The following is a 16,151-nucleotide window of genomic DNA, read 5'->3' as shown; positions in this document are numbered from 1 at the left end:
AGGACCGCGGCAGGCCCGCCGATTCGAAGGCGACGGTGGAACGGGCCGCCGGTACGCGCAGGGGAGCATCCGCATGTCGAGTTTCCGGGGCCGTCTGCTGGCCGTGCTGGTTCCGGTCGTCGTCGCCGGTCTGGCCGTGCTGTCGACCTTCGTCGTGGTCAACGCCACGGCGCTGGAGGAGAGCGCGCAGCGGGGGCACGGCAGCGACGTGGCGGAGAGCCTCGCCCGGCAGGTGGAGACCCAGATCTCGGCGGCTCGGACGGCCGAGCGCGCCATCGTCGCCGCGGGCAGCGCCATGCCCGTGGCGAACCGCCCGCTGCTCGACGAGGTGGTGCGCGGGACTCTCGCAGGCACGCCCGAGATCTACGACATGTACCTGTGCTTCGACGTCCCCGGTGACCCGCGCTACCCGCTGTCCGGCGTCTCCCAGTACCTCTGGGTCAAGGACGGGACCGGCAAGCCCGTGCGGCAGGACCTCGACGACGCGGCGAACGCCGACGCCATCACCTACGCCTGGTACACCGAGCCCAAGCGCACCGGCGCGGAGAGCGTCGTCGAGCCGTACTACGACGCCAACCTCAAGGCGCTGATGACCTCGGTGACCGCGCCGATGGTCCAGGACGGCCGCACGATCGGCGTCGCGGGTGTCGACGTGACCCTCGACCAGCTCTCCAAGAAGGTCAGCGCCGCGAAGGTGTCCGAGCACGGCTACGCGATCCTGCTCTCCCGCGCGGGCACCCTGCTCGCGGCCCCCGACGCGTCGGTCGTGGGGTCCAAGACCCTGGAGCAGGCCGCGTCCGAGCCCGCGCGCGACACCGCCACCGCCCTGACGCGCCGGATCGCCGAGGGCGGCAGCGGCACCCTGGACGGCAAGAACCCGCTGGCCGGGGCCGCGGACGACGCGGTGCTGACCTGGGCGCCGGTCGAGGGGACGGGCTGGACGCTGGCGACGGTGACCCCGATGAGCGACGTGCTCGCCCCGGTCGGCGCGCTGCGGACCAAGCTGATCGGCTTCGCGCTCGTCATCGCCGTCGTGCTGCTGGCGACCGTCTGGTTCACCACCCGCCGCCTGACCGCCCGGATGCCCGTCCTGCGCACCGCCGCGCTCGACATCGCCCGCGGCCGCCTCGACGTCACCCTGCCCCGCTCCGGGCGCGACGAGCTGGGCGAGCTGGCGGGGGCCTTCGGCGAGATGGTGGCGACCCTGCGCCGCACCGCCGACCACCTGCGCCGGATAGCCGCCGGTGACCTGACCGCCCCGATCGAGCCCGCGGGCGCCGACGACGAACTCGGCACCGCGCTTGTGGAGATGCAGCGCGGGCTCACCGCCTCGGTGCAGGCCGTGGTGGACACCGCGGCGGACCTCACCGGGTCGGCCGAGGCGCTGCGCGGCCAGGCAGGCGAACTGCGCGAGAGCGCGACGGTGACCCACACCGAGTCGGCCGCGGCCAGCATCGGCGCCACCGAGTTCAGCGCCAGCGTCGCCGAGATCGCCTCGTCCATCTCCCGCGGCTCGACCCTCGCCGCCGACGCCGAGCAGGCGACCGCCACCATGACCGCCCAGCTGCACAGCCTCGCCGGGTCGTCGGCCGCCATCGCGGGCGTGGTCGACGTGATCACCAGGATCGCCGCCCAGACCCACCTGCTCGCCCTCAACGCGACCATCGAGGCGTCGCGGGCAGGCGAGGCCGGGCGCGGCTTCGCGGTCGTGGCCACCGAGGTCAAGAGCCTCGCCGAGTCGACGACCACCGCGACGGTGAGCGTCACCGAGCGCATCGCCGCCATCCAGTCCGATGTGGACGGCACGGTCCGGGTGATCGAGCAGATCGGCACCTCCATCCGCGACATGGCCCAACTCCAGACCACCATCGTCGCCGCCGTCGAGGAGCAGTCCGCCGCCTCCCACTCCGTCCGCGAGAGCATCGGCCACGTCACCGACGTGGCCGCCCACACCGAGACCAACGTCCAGGCCAGCCTCACCCTCGCCGACAACCTCGCAACCGCCGTCCACCGACTCGAGCAGGTCAGCAAGAGCTTCCACCTCCCCCGCTGACCGCCGCGCACCGATCAGTCCCGAGTGGACCATCCGCGGGGTCGACCTCCATCATGATCTTCGACCCCACCCGAGGAATCCGGTACAACACTTCGCACGAGCGCGGCGTTCGCCACCGGGAGTGGATTCCCGTACTCGCAACACTGAGCCCTTTTCATCCTGCTGTGGCTTCGTGGTTCTGGAGCACGTGGATGGCCTTGGCGAGTCGGCCGATGCGGCGTGGGTTGACGCGGACTTTGCGCAGGACGCGCCAGGTCTTGAGTGGGGCGTGGGCGCGTTCGCCGGGGTCGCGCAGGCGGGCGTGGGCGCGGTTGGCGTCCTTCTGTGACTCGGGCTTGTTCCGCCCCTTGTCAGGGGTGATCACGCGCTGACCGGTGGGTCGTAGCCGTGATAGCCCTTGTCACCCAACGCGATCAGCCCGGCGTTGCGCAGAGTGGCGAGAATGTTGCGGATCCTGGCGGCGGCGGTGTCGTGCGTGCTGCCGGGCAGATCCCCCGACACCCACAAGATCGTCCCGGCCGGTGAGGCCACGACCTGCAGGTTCACCCCGTGCATCCGGTGTTTGCCGGAGTAGAAGGGCCGGTCGGCGGCGATCCGGTCGATCGGGATCAGCGTGCCGTCGATCACCACGTAGGCCATGCCCTGGCGTTTCGCCGCCGGCAGCGCCGCCCCCAGCTTCGGCGCCCGCCGGGGCCAGCAGCTCCACGGTTTCGGCGACGTAGCGCCAGCAGGTCGTGGTCGACACCCCGAACCCGGCGCCGACCTGCGCGAACGGTTCACCCTCGCGCAGGTACACCAGCACCGGCAGCGCCTGCTGTCCCGGGGCGAGCCTGCGCCACACCGAGCCCAGTTCTCTGCGGTGGGCGCGGACCAGGCCGGACACAAAGGTCAGGGTCCGATGTGACAACGGCAGCGCGGCACGGTGGAACAACATGCGAGGCCCGTGGTGGACGGGGATCTTGGTCGATTAACGTCCTACCAAGGGCTTCGCCATGTCCCGGCACGACACGCCGACACCGGGCAGCCATGATCAACAACAAACCCCTGCCCGCCAACGCATCCAGCCCAGGATGAAAACGGCTCACTGAGGGCACATGCCGCCTATCGCTTGCGGCGACTCCGTTTTCTTTCCATCGGGCGAAGGGTGAGCTTTTCCGGGGCGGGCGCGGGCAACAACCTGGACAGCCAACTTCCCAGGAACACACCTATTGTCATACTCGCACCAGGTATTCCCACCATCAGAAGGAAGAACAACACGCCGTCGTACCGGTGCGGATAGTCCGCGGTCACGATCTTGGCGCCCGCGCCACCTCGGCCAGTGCCGGAACCGTCGATTCGCAGCTGCACGTCGACCGCGCCGACGCGCGGCCCCACCGAGTGGATCCGCTTATCCTCGGTGCGTTCTTCGCCTTCCCACCGCACGTCCGCCTCGCAGATCGTGGTCAACCAGAGGTTGAGAGGATCCGCCGCGCACGACCGCACCTCGGCGACGCCGGTGCGGCGCACGGACGGCTCCGCCGAGGGTGTCAACCCGGTCCGCGACTGCACGCCGATGAACACCCAGATCCCGACCAGCAGGAAAGCGATACCGGTGCCGATGGTCGGTCCCCAGCGCATCTCAGGCGTCCTCGTCCGGGTTGAGGGTGTCGTTGATCGACTTCGTGCCTTCCTTGACCGTCTTGGTGCCCAGGTGATCGAGGGTGCGGCCGAGCCCGGACTCGGCCGTCCGGTCCACCCTGTCGGTGTAGGCCTTCAACCGCCCCGACTGCGGCGCCAGGTCGTCCAACGTCCTGGTCGACTGCCTGATCGCCTTGTTCGCCTCCCGCCCCAGTTCCGTCGACCTGCGCCCGAGCGACCTCGCTGCCTCGGCCGACCGGTCGCCGAGGGCGCGGTACTTGGCCACGAACCCCTGGATCGCCTGGAGCAGCTTGCCCAGCCGTTTCTGCAGCTTGGCGGCGAGCTGGACCGCGTCGGCGATCACGCTGGCGATGAACACACCGACCGAGGCACCCAGGGTGAACCAGGACGATGCCAGCGCCAGCAGGGCCCGGGTGATCACATTGCTGATGAAGGTGGCGATCAGGTCGAAGACGATGGCCCTGGTCGTGCCGACGACGACACCGGCGGTCCGCACGCCGTTGGCGGCGTCCCTGGCCTGGTCGGCGACCTGTGTCAAGGCCGCGATGTACTGGCCGGCCAGTCCGCGGTACGCCGTGGCGGCGTCACCGCTCCACCCCGCGGTCAGCGTCATCGCCGAGGTGTAGTCGGCGTTCATCTTGTCCAGGCGCTTGCCGATGTTCTCCCAGGTCGCGGCGATGGCGTCGATCTGGCCGGGGTCGCCGGTGAGCACCTCCAGCGGCTCGCGGAGGAGGTCGAGGTGCTCCATCAACCAGCCGACCCCGGCCTTGACCAGCTCACCCAGCGGGTTCATCACCACCGACAGGGCGTCGATGCCGATCATGACCCCGTCCACGGCCAGTTCCTGCCAGTTGGAGTCGTCGCCCAGGTCGTGGGCCAGGTTCATGCTCGATTCCAGCAGGCCGGAGCCCGCGAAGGTCTTCGGTCCCTCCGCCCGGGCGACCAGTTCGTCGCTCACCGCCCACCCCCGAACCTGTCGTAGTGGGCCGCGAGCCGCCGCTCCAGTTCGTCGTAGTCGGTGACGGTGCGCGAGATGCCCTCCGACAGCGCTCCGGCCAGGTCGGACGCGCTCTTCAGCAGGTCGTCCATGTGCCCCTGGAACACCTGCAAGGCGGGAATCACCAGCGGTGAGCAGAGCAGCCCGTAGGCCTCCACACCGCCGAGCCCGACCTGCGCGGCGGCCGAGTCGGCATCCCGAATGCCGTCGGCGACGGCCGCGAGCCGCCCGGCGTGCGTCGACAGCGACGCCGTGTCCTCGATCTCGTACCCTGCGGTCACCGCCGATCCCCCTTCCCGTAGACGCCGCCGAAGCCCTCGTCGTCGTCGAGGTGGGGGCGGGGCCGGTCGTCGGGTTCTGGGTCGGCGGGCATGGACCGCCGGACGATGTCGAGCGCCTCGGAGTCACCGCCGACGAGATCGGACATGATCTCCATGGTGCGCGCGGCCGCCTTCCGCGCGGCCTGGGTGTAGGTAGCCTGGATCAGCGTGGCCAACTGCCCGTGCCGCATCCGCTCGGCCTCCGGCGAGAGGGTCAGGCCGGTCAGGCCGCCGCCGGGGTTGACGGTGACGCTGACCACGCGGTCGGCGCTGGAGTGCGTGACCGAGTTCGCCGCCAATAGCTCCTGCGCGTCCTGCGCCTTGGCCATGAGCGCGGCGGTGCGCTGCTCCTGCTCCCGCATCCACTCCTGCGGATCGTGAATGTGCGCGCCAAACACCTCGGGCCGTCCTCCTCGGGTAGACGTCGGATCGCGACGGAGGGTAACTCCCCCGCGCCCGGCCCACGCGGCCATTTGGACGATGTCGGCCGGATCCGCGCCGGGGCGGGGCGACGGGAACGCACCGGGTCCCGGAGTTCGCCGCGGGCGCCTGAGCGAGCGCCGGATCAATCCGCCTGGGCGACCGCGCGGCGAGGCGCTCGACGACCTCCGGCAGCAACCGGGGTTCCGCCACAAGGACCTGCGCCGCCAGGCTCTCGGCCGTGTCGTCGGGCAGCACCGGCACTTCCCGCTGGGCGATGACCGCGCCCGCGTCGTACTCGGCTGTGACGCAGTGCACTGACGGACCCATGACCTCGTCGCCTGCCGCGAGCACCGCATCGTGTACCGCCGACCCGAAGTCTCCGGCGAAGCGCTCAAACACGGCGCCATCGCAGGGAGGCGGTGTGCCATGATGGCGCCGATTACCAGTTGGGCTGGGAATGCGACCAGGCAAAGGTCGTCGAGGTTGATCGGTCGACCGGTGTTGCGGTGTTCGCGGGGCGGGCTGGTCGAAACCCTACTTGGCGGGTACGACGGGTCGGGCTCCTGGTCAGTTGTGCTGTCGGCTATCCGTAGTTCCGATGAACAGCAAATGGTGGAGTTCCACGAGGGCCTGCACCACGAACTGCAGTTCACGTCGCCGTATGGGCTGGTGACCGCGATCGCGGCCTCGTTGGCGCGCCGGGGGTTTCGACCCGACGGCATGTCAGAATTGTTCGTTGACCTGGTGCAGAGTCCACGCAAGTCCACGAAGCGTTCGCCACTGCGCTCTCCGCCGAGTTTATCGGACAGGCGCGGGCGCGAGAGTTGCTCGTGGGCAACGTCGAGTACCTCGACCACTTCGACCGGGCGCACGCCTTGGTGGCCGTCGGCGCGGGCGGTCGGGAGGTGCGCAGCCGATTGGTCACACCCCTAATACAGACATCGGGCTGCCGATGGGGAGGTATACCTAGTGGTGACGTCAATCATGCGGCAGCTTGGGTGGAACCTGGCCGCACGCACCGCGAGGTCGTACCGACCTACCGTGCGCGGCGAAGCGAAGGTGATCACATCACTGTCAAACGCACGTTAATCCAAACGTCCCAACGGCATCGGCTGCGTTCGTCGGCCAACGGTGGCTACATCGGCGCCTGGATCGACGTGCACACCCCGGTCACACAACCCCGTCAACGCCCAGGTGCTGGATGCGGACAACCACACCTACAACGCCCTGCTCCGCAGACTGCGCCGTCTCGGAGAAACCACGGCACTCTTCCTCTGCAGCCAGCACGCACTCCGCCATATCGTCACCAGCCCGGCCCATTCATGGCATGGGTAGAAGAACGCAAAGACGGATTCCGGGTCCGCTACAGACTCGACGACGGAACCGTCTACTCCGAGAACGGATTCGTATCCCTGGACGCGGCCGAGGACCGGGCCGCGGACGTGGAGTCCGACCAACGCCGCCGCAAGTTCACCGATCCCAGGTTGGCGGAGACGTTGATCGATGAGTGGATCCGGCAATGGTCGGCCGCACACGATGTCTCGCCAGTGACGTGGTCCACCTACGACTCGCACATCCGCAACCACATCCTGCCCCGCTGGTCCGGCACCGCGCTCGGCGCCATCGCGCGGATCGAGGCCAAGGGATGGGTGAACAAGCGGCTCAAGCCGAACATGGCGCACAAGTCCGCCAAAGACATCCTCGTCCTGTTCTCCATGATCCTCGGCGAAGCCGTCGACGAAGGGCTGATCGCCGCGAACCCATGCCGGAAGCTGAAGATCACCTTCAACGACCGGCCCGAACGCGGCACCGCGACCACCGACGAGGTCGACGCTCCAGTGGATCCGGGTCTACCTCGACGACAACCCTCGCATCGAGATCGACCCCGACTTCGGTGCCCTGCACGAGATCAACGGCCGCCTGGAACTCGGGCCGCCCAAGACCCCCGCCAGTGTCCGAGTCGTGCACCTGCCGCCGTTCCTGGTCCGGCTGCTTCGCGACCATCGGGAACGGAACCCCGAGGCGCGGTTCGTGTTCACCGGCACCCACGACGGACTCTGGCGCCGATCCAACTTCCGCCGCCGCTTCTGGCTACCCGCACTCGCCGGAGACACCGAACAGGGATGGGCGCCGATCCTGGAAGGCATGCACTTCCACGACCAAGGCCACACCCACCAGACCTGGCTCATCGAGGACGACGTACCCCGCGTCCTACGACTGGCCCGGCTCGGCCACCGCCGCCGCGACACCGACGACGGCTACAGCCACGTCACAGAACGCATGGTCGAACGCATGTTGATCACATTGGATCACCGCTGGGAGCAGGATGCGACCTGGGAATGGCCCGAAAACCACGCCGCACCAACGCAAGCAGCCTGACCCCTTCGGTACGGGGCATAGGGGTCAGATCACGCTGCTCCCCACGTGCTCCCCGAAACGATCAACGCCCCACCAACGTGATCCGTTGACAGGGCGCTGACCTGCAAATATAACCAGTGGGCGATACTGGGATCGAACCAGTGACCCCTTCGGTGTGAACTATGTACAGCATATCGTGTTGACCTGCGGAATTGGTGTTTCCGCAGGTCAACACGAGTTCGTTCAATGTCGTTGAGTGCCGTTAACGGCTGTTCTGAGCGCATTCTTGCTCCCCGTTTGCTCCCCATCGTGCTCCCGACTGGATGCGGCTTCACGGGGGCCGGACGAAGTCATAGTTGGTCCAGGTCGGCTTGGTAGGGCTGGAGGGGTGGGCGGGGCAGGGAGGTGAGGAGTGCGGCGATGCGCTTTGTCGCTTCGGTGGAGAGGTCTATGTGGGCGGCGAGGCTGCTGGGGATGGTGTCGGTGGGCAGGCCGAGGTCGTGTAGTTCGGTGAGGATGCGGCGGGCGTCGCGGAGGCCGGGCTTGTCGGCGTAGCCGTTGTTGCCAGCGAACACCAAGTGGTCGAGGTGTTCTTGCACCGCTTGGTTCACCGGGGTGGGGAGCCCGGTGGTCAGGTCGATCGCTCCGACCTGGCCTGCCCAGCCCCGGATCGGTGCGTCTCTGTGTTCCCACACGCAGATGGCCGACGATGCCATCCGTTGGGCTGCGCGCAGCGCCTTGAAGGTTGGCTGGAAGGCCAGGACGGGACCCGCGGTCGGCGGGCCGCCACTGCGAACACTGAAGTGGGTGGTGCCACGTGTGAAGGCTTTCAGCAAACGGTCGGAGCCGACTCGTAGTTCGTCGGTGAACAGCACGGCAGGCGCGCCGGTTCGCCGCTGTTGACCTTCTAGCCAGTGCGATACCAGTTGCCACCCCGCCTGGTGGGTGTCGGGGGAGGTGGGCTGCGGTAGCCAGGCTGCGGCGTCGAACCGCGCGATTGTCACCTGCCTGCTCCTTCGCCTCGGACCATCGGGTAAGCGACCAGAGTAGACGAAGGTGCCGGCACTCCACGGAGCCGCGCGTTCGGGGCAGTCGAGCGGTCTCCGCTCGTGCTGGCAGTAGAAGCGGTCATCCCAACAGAGCTCGCCACATGTCGATGGCCTCGCGGGTGATGAGCGTGGTGGGGTGTTCGGGTCCCAGAACGCGCTGTTGGTCAGGGTGCAAGGTCTCCAGGGTGGCTATGGGATTGAAGGACCCGCAGACTCTAGTTGCGGGGCGCTGGCCTCCTTCCGGGCGATTCCGAACGCCGACACCCGTACAACCCGGTAGCCAGACCACGCATCAACTGTCGGTGCTTGATCGCATACTGCTAGCGACAGTGATCGCACGTAGGGAGCAGTTGTGACATCGGTCTACCGGGACGAAGTGCCTGAACACCTCATGACGATGGGGCAGCTGCGCAGGATAGGCAGGGAACCTGCAGTCCGATGGACGGTCGATGGTTGGCTCGCCCGCGAATCTGACGACGATCTCTGGTACGCCCCGCTCTACGACGTGCGCCTTGCCCTGCGGGTGCCGACAAGTTCATCTTCTCGCGTGGAGGGCCAGCAGTGGGCGGCCAGCCTTCTGCGTGATCCGAACGCGGTAGTTCTCGACACCGAGTTGACCGACTTCCACGGCCGGGTAATCGAGATCGCTGTCGTGGCCAGTGATGGGACCGTTTTGCTGGGCACCTTAGTGAACCCCGGCCTGGCACCCATGAATCCGCAGGCGCAACGCAAACACAAGATTACCACCGGGATGCTCGCCAACGCCCCAACCATACGACAAGTTTGGCCTCAGCTGGACTCCTTGCTACGCGGTAAGTTGGTGATCGCCTGGAACGCCTCCTTCGATCAGAGCAGACTCCGCGCGGAACACCACCACGTTCATCCAGGCGTGGCCGAGCCCGATTGGCTTGCCCGGCCCTGGCAGTGCGCGATGCTCCAGCACGCCGAGTGGGCATTCGACGGAACCTCAGGGGCACGACCTCGACGACACCGGCTGGAAGGAGGGCACCGCGCCGTTGGCGACTGCCAAGCGGTGTGGACCCGCATCCGTGAAATGGCAGGCTCCTGCCCTGCTCCGCCAGGACGTGTACCAGCGCCCGGGCTTGACCTGTTCGGACTCCGGTCCGCGTGGCCGGAGATCCAGAAGGCAGCCGGAAAACGCCGATACTCCCTCGCTGGACTGCTGTCCCAGGCCGACGTCATCGAGGCGAATCGCCACACCGTGGTGTTGACCCATCCGCAAGCAGTGATCGCAGACAGGCTGGCAACCGCCTGGCTTCCTCTCATCGAAGAGTCTTTTACCGAAGTCTTTGGTCCTGCTGACTGGATAATCCGGGTCGAAGCGCCGCCAAAGGGCGAATCTATCGCCACGGCAGGCGACGCCCCGTTAGATCCGACACTTGTGCGCTGGCGAAGAAGCGGCAAACTCCACATTACGCTGGACGGTATTCTTACCGTGTGCGGCAGCGAGATCATACCCGAGACGGCCGAAACACTAAATGACAGCACAAACTGGCCAGAACGAGTTCGATGCTACAATTGCGCCTACCGGCACACGCCACCTGGTTATCATCAACCAGCCTCCAGCCGCGACTTTCCGCTTAGAAAACAGCAACCGTGACAGGTGCAGGACTACGTCGAACCATACTGTCGTCATTGCCCTATGCTGGTCGGAACTTGGTTGCCGACCAGGCCTGCTGTTTTGTGATGTTCGTTGATTGGTGGTCTGTGGCTGTTCGACTGCTATACGAGCTCGTGGTCCAGGTGTTGCGCTGGCTGGCTGCTGTTCCGGGGCTCGGCTTCCAAGGACGCGGAGATACGCGCTCTGCGCCATGAGATAGTAGTTCTGCGCCGTGCAAACCCGCGTCCGCGGCTGGACTGGGTCAAACGGGCGGTGCTCGCGGCCCTGTCTCGGCTGCTACCGAGGTCCCTGCGGCCACCTGTCGGATCGTCACGCCCCGCGACGCTGCTCCGGTGGCATCGCAGGCTCGTGGCCAGGAAGTGGCGTCAACCGAAACCACCGGGCCGTCCTCCGTTCAGCGACGAGATCACCGCTTTGATCGTCCGCTTGGCGAGGGAGGACTCGACCTGGGGCGTGGTCCGCATCCAGGGCGAGCTGCGTCGGCTCGGGCATCGTCTCGCCGCCTCGACGATCCGCCGGATCCTGCGAGCCCGTCGTGTTCCGCCGCCTCGGGCCGATGCGTGGCGCGTGTTCCTGCGTGCTCCGGCCGATGGTCTTGTCGCGATCGACTTCTTTCACGTCGGCACGATCTCACTCAAGCGTTTCTACGCGGCGTTCGTGATCGAGCACCGCACCCGCCGCGTCCATCTGTTCGGCGTTACCGATCACCCGACCGGAGCCTGGGCAACCCAACTGGCTCGCAACCTCGCGTCCGATCTTGTCGACACCGGTCAGCGTTTCACCCACCTGATCCGCGACCGCGACGCCAAGTCCACCGCGGCCTTCGACGGAGTATTCACCTCGATCGGTATCCACACGGTTCTCACCGCGCCGCGAGCACCACGGATGAACGCGTTCGCCGAACGCTGGATCGGGTCATTGCGACGCGAACGCACCGACCGGCTACTCATCATCAACGGCCGCCACCTCCGGCACGTGCTGGACGCCTACGTCAAGCGCCACAACGTCACCGCAGCCACCAAGGCCACGGCATGAACCTACGAGCACCTGACGACGACCCGAACGTGATCAACTTGCCCACCCAACCGGCCAGATCACACGCACACAACGCCTCTCCGGACTGCTCATCACTACCTACCAGCCGCATGAATCCGCAGCTCACAGCCGATGACGGCATTCTCGACCAGCACAACGGTCTGGCCGTGCTCAGCCAGACACGCCGCCACCGAACTCACCATGCCGCCGTGGAAGGCCAGGCCCAAGAGCGCGATCCGTGCACTGGGTCGCACCACCAGCACGGCCTCGCCGCCGCCCGCGCGCACCCCCACTGGCACCGCGAGCCGCTCGCCCGCGGGCACGGCTCTGGGCTCGGACATCCGGAATGTCCGCTTTATCCGCGCGCGGGAGGAGCGGCAACGGCGGGGCGGTGGGCTGAATGACACCCGTGCGACCCGTTTCGGTGTCCATGGAGGATGGCCAGAGTAGCCGTGTGGCGGGATAGTGCGTGAGATGGCCAGCCAGACGGAGTGTCTCCGCGTCCTGGGCCGCCCGCCGTTCGTTGCGCTGGCTCTTGTGTGCTTGCCGGGCAGCGCGCAGCTCGAGGTTAGGGACCCAGCCGAAGAGCGCCTATCTGAATGGGTAGAGCCGTCGGTAGCAGATCAGGGCGCAGGCAAGGGCGAGGAAGGCTTCGTGGATGTCGGCGCGGCGTTCCCAGCGGGTGCGCAGGCGTCGGAACTAGCCGGAGCCGGCAACAACGGCTCCACCACCGCCCACTCGGCATCGGACAGATCCGACGGATACCGCCGCACACGCGCCACCCCACCCACCATGGACGACCACCCCGGCAAGATCAAGCAATCACGCCAACCAAGATCTCAAACACGCTCTTAGCTGGACGTGCGGCTAGTAATCAGGTGATCGACCGTCAACGCGACCCTTGCGCCGTTGTTGTCGAACCCGAACATCCGGGTGGGCAGGTTGAGCGCGTCCGCCTTCGACGGGTAGCAGAAGTAGAGGATTTCCCCACAGTAGGAGGCCGCGTCGGGCATCACGGCGTCCTGGCACGTGCCCAGCACGGTGATGCCGTGGTCGCGGGCGACCTGCGCGACGGCGGACAGCACATCGCGGCGGTGTTCGTCGCCGAGCGAGTCGCCGAGTTCGTCCAGGATCAGCACCCGGCCACGTGGGTGAGGGCTCGCGAGCAGGGCGGCCAACACGAGGTGAATGCTGAACAGCTTCTCCTGAGCGGTGTTGGTGGCGCTGTCGTAGGGCAGCATCCGTCCGTTGGGCGAGCGACGCCATGCCGGTGTTACCCGCCAGGTCCAGGTTTCCTCCGGGCCGACGGGCCTGTACACCTCGTAGTTCAAGGTCGCGCCGTAGCCGCTCGCGGACCTATTGAGCCGGTCGAGCGCGTCGCTGATCGCTGTAAGGTTCGCCTCGACGCGCTGTTCGAGACTGTCCTGGACATTGTGCAGGCTTTCCTGCAGCACGCCGAGGTTTGTCTCGACGTACCGCCTTTCCTTCGCGCGTTCCCCGCGGGCGATTTCGATCTGCTCCTCGGCCAGCCGGTCGCGCTCGACGTGCTGATCGAGCCAGTTGCGCAACGCGGAGGCGAGCACGGTGAACCCTGCCTCGTCGGGGGATGCTGGCGGTTGATCCCGGTCGTTGAGCACTTCCCGGTGCCGTACTGCCTCGGCGATCTCCACGGTGGGAGCTCCTTGGCCGGAGTCTCGTTGCACACCGAGGGCGCCGAGAATACTGCTCAGCTCCTCGTTGGCGCGGCGGGCTAGAACCTCGCGTGAACGGGTCACGCGTACGAGGGCGTCGGAGGACGCGGCAGGCCGGGCGACTCCGTCCTGTCCGTCGTGCTGCGCCGGTTGAGTGGTCCAGTTCAGAATGAGACGGGCATCCGCCTCGCCTCCCGGTAACCCGGAAAGCCAGTAGTCCAGTGCGGCTGACTCCCATGCCTGCTGGATCGTGGCACGCTCCTTCTTGGCAGAGCTGTGCTTGTTATGCGCCTCCTGGCGGTTCGTGTGTGCCCGTGCGCGCGCCGCCTCGATGCCCTCTACCTTTGCTACCGCCGAGGTAAGCACCTCCAAGGCATCCTTGCGCTTGTTTGCCCTCTCCTGCACGAGCTGGCGGATCTTGGGCAGTTCGTCCTGTTCGATCCTGCGGCGTTCTCGAAGACAATGTTCGTAGTCTGCCGCAGCCCGGGCGGCGTTGAGCTCTGTGAGTGCGTCGGTCTCACGGTCCGCGGCCAGTTCGGCTGCCGACTCTGCTGCGGCGTGCTCTTCCTCGACCTGCTGGAGACGGTCCCGGAGGGCGGCGACCAGTTGTACGCGCCCCGTCGTCGGACTCACGAACCCGCCGACCACCACTGCGCCGAGTATGTCGTCGCGGACCGCTCTGACGTCCGCGACGTCGATGGGAGAGACCCGTGTCGCGAGTTCGACCAAGAATCGCCATGCGGAACGCGGAGCGGCCAAAATGCCTTCAGGAAGGACAATATCTGCATCTGCGGCGCGTCCCGCGATGAGCACCGCTCCCGCACAGCCAACAAGCGCACTGAGAGCGTCATCATGGAGTTCGTCGTCCACGCAGACGGCGGCCCGCCAGGGGTGCAGGCGAGGCTCCCACACATCGCGGAACCCGTCTGCGACCTCGACAGCGTCCAGCAGGCCGACAGCGGGCACACCGGCGTCTACGAGTATCGAGATACTGAGGCCCGCGTCACCGGTCCTGCCTTCTTCCGCCTCGGCGAGTGCGAGACGTACGCCCTCCACAACCTCGACAGCCTTGGCGAGCTTCAATGCAGAGCTCCGCTGCTCCGATGTGCAGTTCGCCAATGCCCGCTTGGCTGTGTCGACGTCTACGCGTGCGCTTCGCGCACCTTGTTGTTCAAGGCGGGACATTTGCTCGCGGAGTTCGCCGATCTTGTTAGACAGCGTTGTTTCCTCGCGGGTCGCCTCTGTCAACCGTTCGTCGGCCCGTGCATGTGCGTCCTGCGCATCCTGTGCCCGCTCATGGACCGACACGTCATCAGCGAGCGCCTTCTCCTCGTCGCGGCACATGCGCAGTTCCTTCGCCAGTCTGGCGATTTCCCGTTCGACCTGCCATCCCTGCTGCTCTAGTGCCCGTCGACGATCAATTGTGTCGAGCAAGCCCCGTGCCAGGTGTTGACGCCATAGCTTCTCGCCCTCGTCGAGTCCGGCGCGGATCTTCCTGCGTACCCGGACGCCCTCGACAACCTTCTCCTCCGCTTCCCACTTCTGCTGGTGCTGAGTAGTCGTTATGGTGAGTTCGTCGAACTGCCTCGCCAGCTTGCGCCGCTGTTCCTGTTCGAATTCGAGTGCTTCGCTGCGCCCAGTCAGGCGGACGAGCGCCGCGCCGATGTCCTCTGGACTGAACGCGCCTGTGTCCATCTTCAGAAGCGACGGACCGCTGCGCTGCTTGCCACGAGCGGCGACGTAGGCCAGACAGCGCGGGCTGTGACCGTAGAGGATGTCGACGTAGCTGTGGGCGCCGAGGTCCACTGCAGGCAGGGCCTTCCACGCGGTCGGTGCCAGCCGGTGCCGTTCGACGTCGTTGTCCGCGTCCACCAGGTGCACACCGTCGCAATGGCGAACCTGTACGTACTTCGGCCTTGAGGACAGCTTCATCCATACCGTGTGCGCGGTGGCGGCGGGGTCGTCCGGGTTCGCGAACACGCCGATGATGAACCCGGTGTCCGCCGCGGGGTAACGGGTGGCGGCCACACCGGCGGTGTCGGGTTCGAACAGCAATTGGGCCACGGCCGCGACCCCACCCCCCGTGACCCGCCACTCGGGGTCACCGAGCAGCAGCGAGACCGCCGCGTTGAAGCTCGTCTTGCCGGACTCATTCGAGTCCCGGGGACCACGACCGGTCACCGCGACGAACGACGAGGGCACAATGGCAACGGGATGGCTGGTCAAGCGGGCGATGTAGAAGGTCTGCACCACCACAAGCTGTCGATCACCGATGACGCCGAGCGCGCCGCTGGCGTCCGTGAGCTGTTGGTCGAACAGGGTGCTCATCCCACCTCCAAGGTGTTGTCCGGCGGGACTGCTCCGGTTCGTCTGGCCCTGACCGCCTGGGCATAGAGGCTGGCCGGCGCGGCAAGGAGCAACAGGTTCTCCCACATCTGCGCGGAGCGCTTCGAGGTGAGCCGCAGCAACGACGGACCGGGAAAAAGCAGACTTCGACGGCGCTCCACCAACCCCGAGCTGCACAGACGGCTCATGGAGTCCTTGATTTGGGTCTTCGAGATGTTCCGGTTCTGAGCCAGGTCGTCGATCGAGGTGCCCCTCACCCCGTCGGTGTTGCCCCAGGTCTCACCCGTCGTGTTCCCGCGAGCGCGGGGAATGGCCACTGTGCGCAAAAGGAGAAGGACGAGCACGGCCCGGTCTCCGACCGGAAGAACGCCGAGACCGGACTCGACGAGCGTGTCGGCAACGTCATCACGGTACCCGCTCGTCCAGCCACCCTCGACGTTAATCAGCGTTCGCCCACAGTCCTCAAGACGCGTGCTGATCGCCTTGCGCAATGCGAGGTCCTCCAGAGCAGGGAGCACTCCGGGCGGCACGACGCCGTGGACGATCTCCAGCGCGCCGATCGCTTCACGCACGGCGGTCTCGTCCAGTGCGGACAGACG

The 16,151-nt window shown here is 66.9% G+C and carries 12 protein-coding genes and 5 pseudogenes; 5 read left to right on the top strand and 12 right to left on the bottom strand.

Annotated features, from left to right (window positions below):
* Positions 1 to 73 precede the first annotated feature (73 nt).
* Positions 74 to 2,053 (top strand): methyl-accepting chemotaxis protein, encoded by a 1,980-nt coding sequence (locus tag BMY07_RS14535; RefSeq protein WP_092778561.1) that lies wholly within the window; start codon positions 74 to 76, stop codon positions 2,051 to 2,053.
* A gap of 154 nt (positions 2,054 to 2,207) precedes the next feature.
* Here BMY07_RS14535 and BMY07_RS14530 read toward each other — a convergent pair.
* The 6 genes and pseudogenes from BMY07_RS14530 to BMY07_RS36205 form a co-directional block, all read right to left on the bottom strand.
* A pseudogene (locus tag BMY07_RS14530) lies at positions 2,208 to 2,987 on the bottom strand (transposase family protein).
* A gap of 167 nt (positions 2,988 to 3,154) precedes the next feature.
* A complete protein-coding gene (locus BMY07_RS14525; protein WP_092778560.1) occupies positions 3,155 to 3,670 on the bottom strand; it encodes a hypothetical protein in 516 nt (171 codons plus the stop codon).
* A gap of 1 nt (position 3,671) precedes the next feature.
* Entirely contained in the window at positions 3,672 to 4,649 is a 978-nt protein-coding gene (locus BMY07_RS14520; protein ID WP_092778559.1) for a WXG100 family type VII secretion target, read from the bottom strand.
* Positions 4,646 to 4,969: a hypothetical protein gene (locus BMY07_RS14515; protein ID WP_092778558.1), complete on the bottom strand. Its 324-nt coding sequence runs from the start codon at positions 4,967 to 4,969 to the stop codon at positions 4,646 to 4,648. The genes BMY07_RS14520 and BMY07_RS14515 overlap by 4 nt, the downstream gene beginning before the upstream one ends.
* The gene (locus BMY07_RS14510) at positions 4,966 to 5,370 is read right to left on the bottom strand and encodes a YbaB/EbfC family nucleoid-associated protein (RefSeq protein ID WP_177215584.1); all 405 of its coding nucleotides are present in this window, start codon (positions 5,368 to 5,370) and stop codon (positions 4,966 to 4,968) included. Before BMY07_RS14510 ends, BMY07_RS14515 begins: the two co-directional genes overlap by 4 nt.
* 250 nt (positions 5,371 to 5,620) lie before the next feature.
* Positions 5,621 to 5,830, bottom strand: a pseudogene (locus BMY07_RS36205) (formyltransferase family protein); the annotation flags it as partial.
* 923 nt (positions 5,831 to 6,753) lie between these two features.
* Between BMY07_RS36205 and BMY07_RS36200 the strand changes: the two are divergent.
* Together BMY07_RS36200 and BMY07_RS35395 are read left to right on the top strand one after the other, a co-directional pair.
* Positions 6,754 to 7,077 (top strand): annotated as a pseudogene (locus BMY07_RS36200) (tyrosine-type recombinase/integrase); the annotation flags it as partial.
* Positions 7,078 to 7,393: 316 nt separating this feature from the next.
* Positions 7,394 to 7,810, top strand: a complete 417-nt coding sequence (locus tag BMY07_RS35395; protein WP_092778548.1) for a hypothetical protein — start codon at positions 7,394 to 7,396, stop codon at positions 7,808 to 7,810.
* Between the two features lie 329 nt (positions 7,811 to 8,139).
* On the opposite strand, the gene BMY07_RS14490 is transcribed toward BMY07_RS35395, so the two are convergent.
* The gene (locus BMY07_RS14490) at positions 8,140 to 8,793 is read right to left on the bottom strand and encodes a hypothetical protein (protein ID WP_092778547.1); all 654 of its coding nucleotides are present in this window, start codon (positions 8,791 to 8,793) and stop codon (positions 8,140 to 8,142) included.
* Between the two features lie 397 nt (positions 8,794 to 9,190).
* Here BMY07_RS14490 and BMY07_RS14485 point away from each other — a divergent pair, with 397 nt between their 5' ends.
* Together BMY07_RS14485 and BMY07_RS14480 are read left to right on the top strand one after the other, a co-directional pair.
* A complete protein-coding gene (locus BMY07_RS14485) occupies positions 9,191 to 10,459 on the top strand; it encodes a 3'-5' exonuclease (RefSeq protein WP_092778546.1) in 1,269 nt (422 codons plus the stop codon).
* Positions 10,460 to 10,828: 369 nt separating this feature from the next.
* On the top strand, positions 10,829 to 11,515 hold the full coding sequence (locus BMY07_RS14480; RefSeq protein WP_143073488.1) for a helix-turn-helix domain-containing protein: 687 nt from the start codon (positions 10,829 to 10,831) through the stop codon (positions 11,513 to 11,515).
* Positions 11,516 to 11,610: 95 nt separating this feature from the next.
* On the opposite strand, the gene BMY07_RS14475 is transcribed toward BMY07_RS14480, so the two are convergent.
* The 5 genes and pseudogenes from BMY07_RS14475 to BMY07_RS14465 all read right to left on the bottom strand — a co-directional run bounded on the left by BMY07_RS14475 (position 11,611) and on the right by BMY07_RS14465 (position 16,124).
* Complete coding sequence (locus BMY07_RS14475; protein ID WP_092778544.1) at positions 11,611 to 11,856, bottom strand: hypothetical protein; 246 nt, start codon at positions 11,854 to 11,856, stop codon at positions 11,611 to 11,613.
* A 250-nt stretch (positions 11,857 to 12,106) separates the two neighbouring features.
* Positions 12,107 to 12,214: pseudogene (locus BMY07_RS33690) on the bottom strand (IS5/IS1182 family transposase); the annotation flags it as partial.
* A pseudogene (locus tag BMY07_RS33685) lies at positions 12,208 to 12,309 on the bottom strand (transposase); the annotation flags it as partial. The pseudogenes BMY07_RS33690 and BMY07_RS33685, both read right to left, overlap by 7 nt.
* Before the next feature lie 57 nt (positions 12,310 to 12,366).
* Entirely contained in the window at positions 12,367 to 15,534 is a 3,168-nt protein-coding gene (locus tag BMY07_RS14470; protein WP_092778542.1) for a coiled-coil domain-containing protein, read from the bottom strand.
* Complete coding sequence (locus BMY07_RS14465; RefSeq protein WP_143073487.1) at positions 15,531 to 16,124, bottom strand: hypothetical protein; 594 nt, start codon at positions 16,122 to 16,124, stop codon at positions 15,531 to 15,533. Before BMY07_RS14465 ends, BMY07_RS14470 begins: the two co-directional genes overlap by 4 nt.
* Positions 16,125 to 16,151 lie beyond the last annotated feature (27 nt).

The organism is Actinokineospora terrae, assembly GCF_900111175.1.
Classification (GTDB): domain Bacteria; phylum Actinomycetota; class Actinomycetes; order Mycobacteriales; family Pseudonocardiaceae; genus Actinokineospora; species Actinokineospora terrae.
Note: the sequence above shows the minus strand (reverse complement) of the source record. Positions and strands in the feature narration are given on the sequence as shown.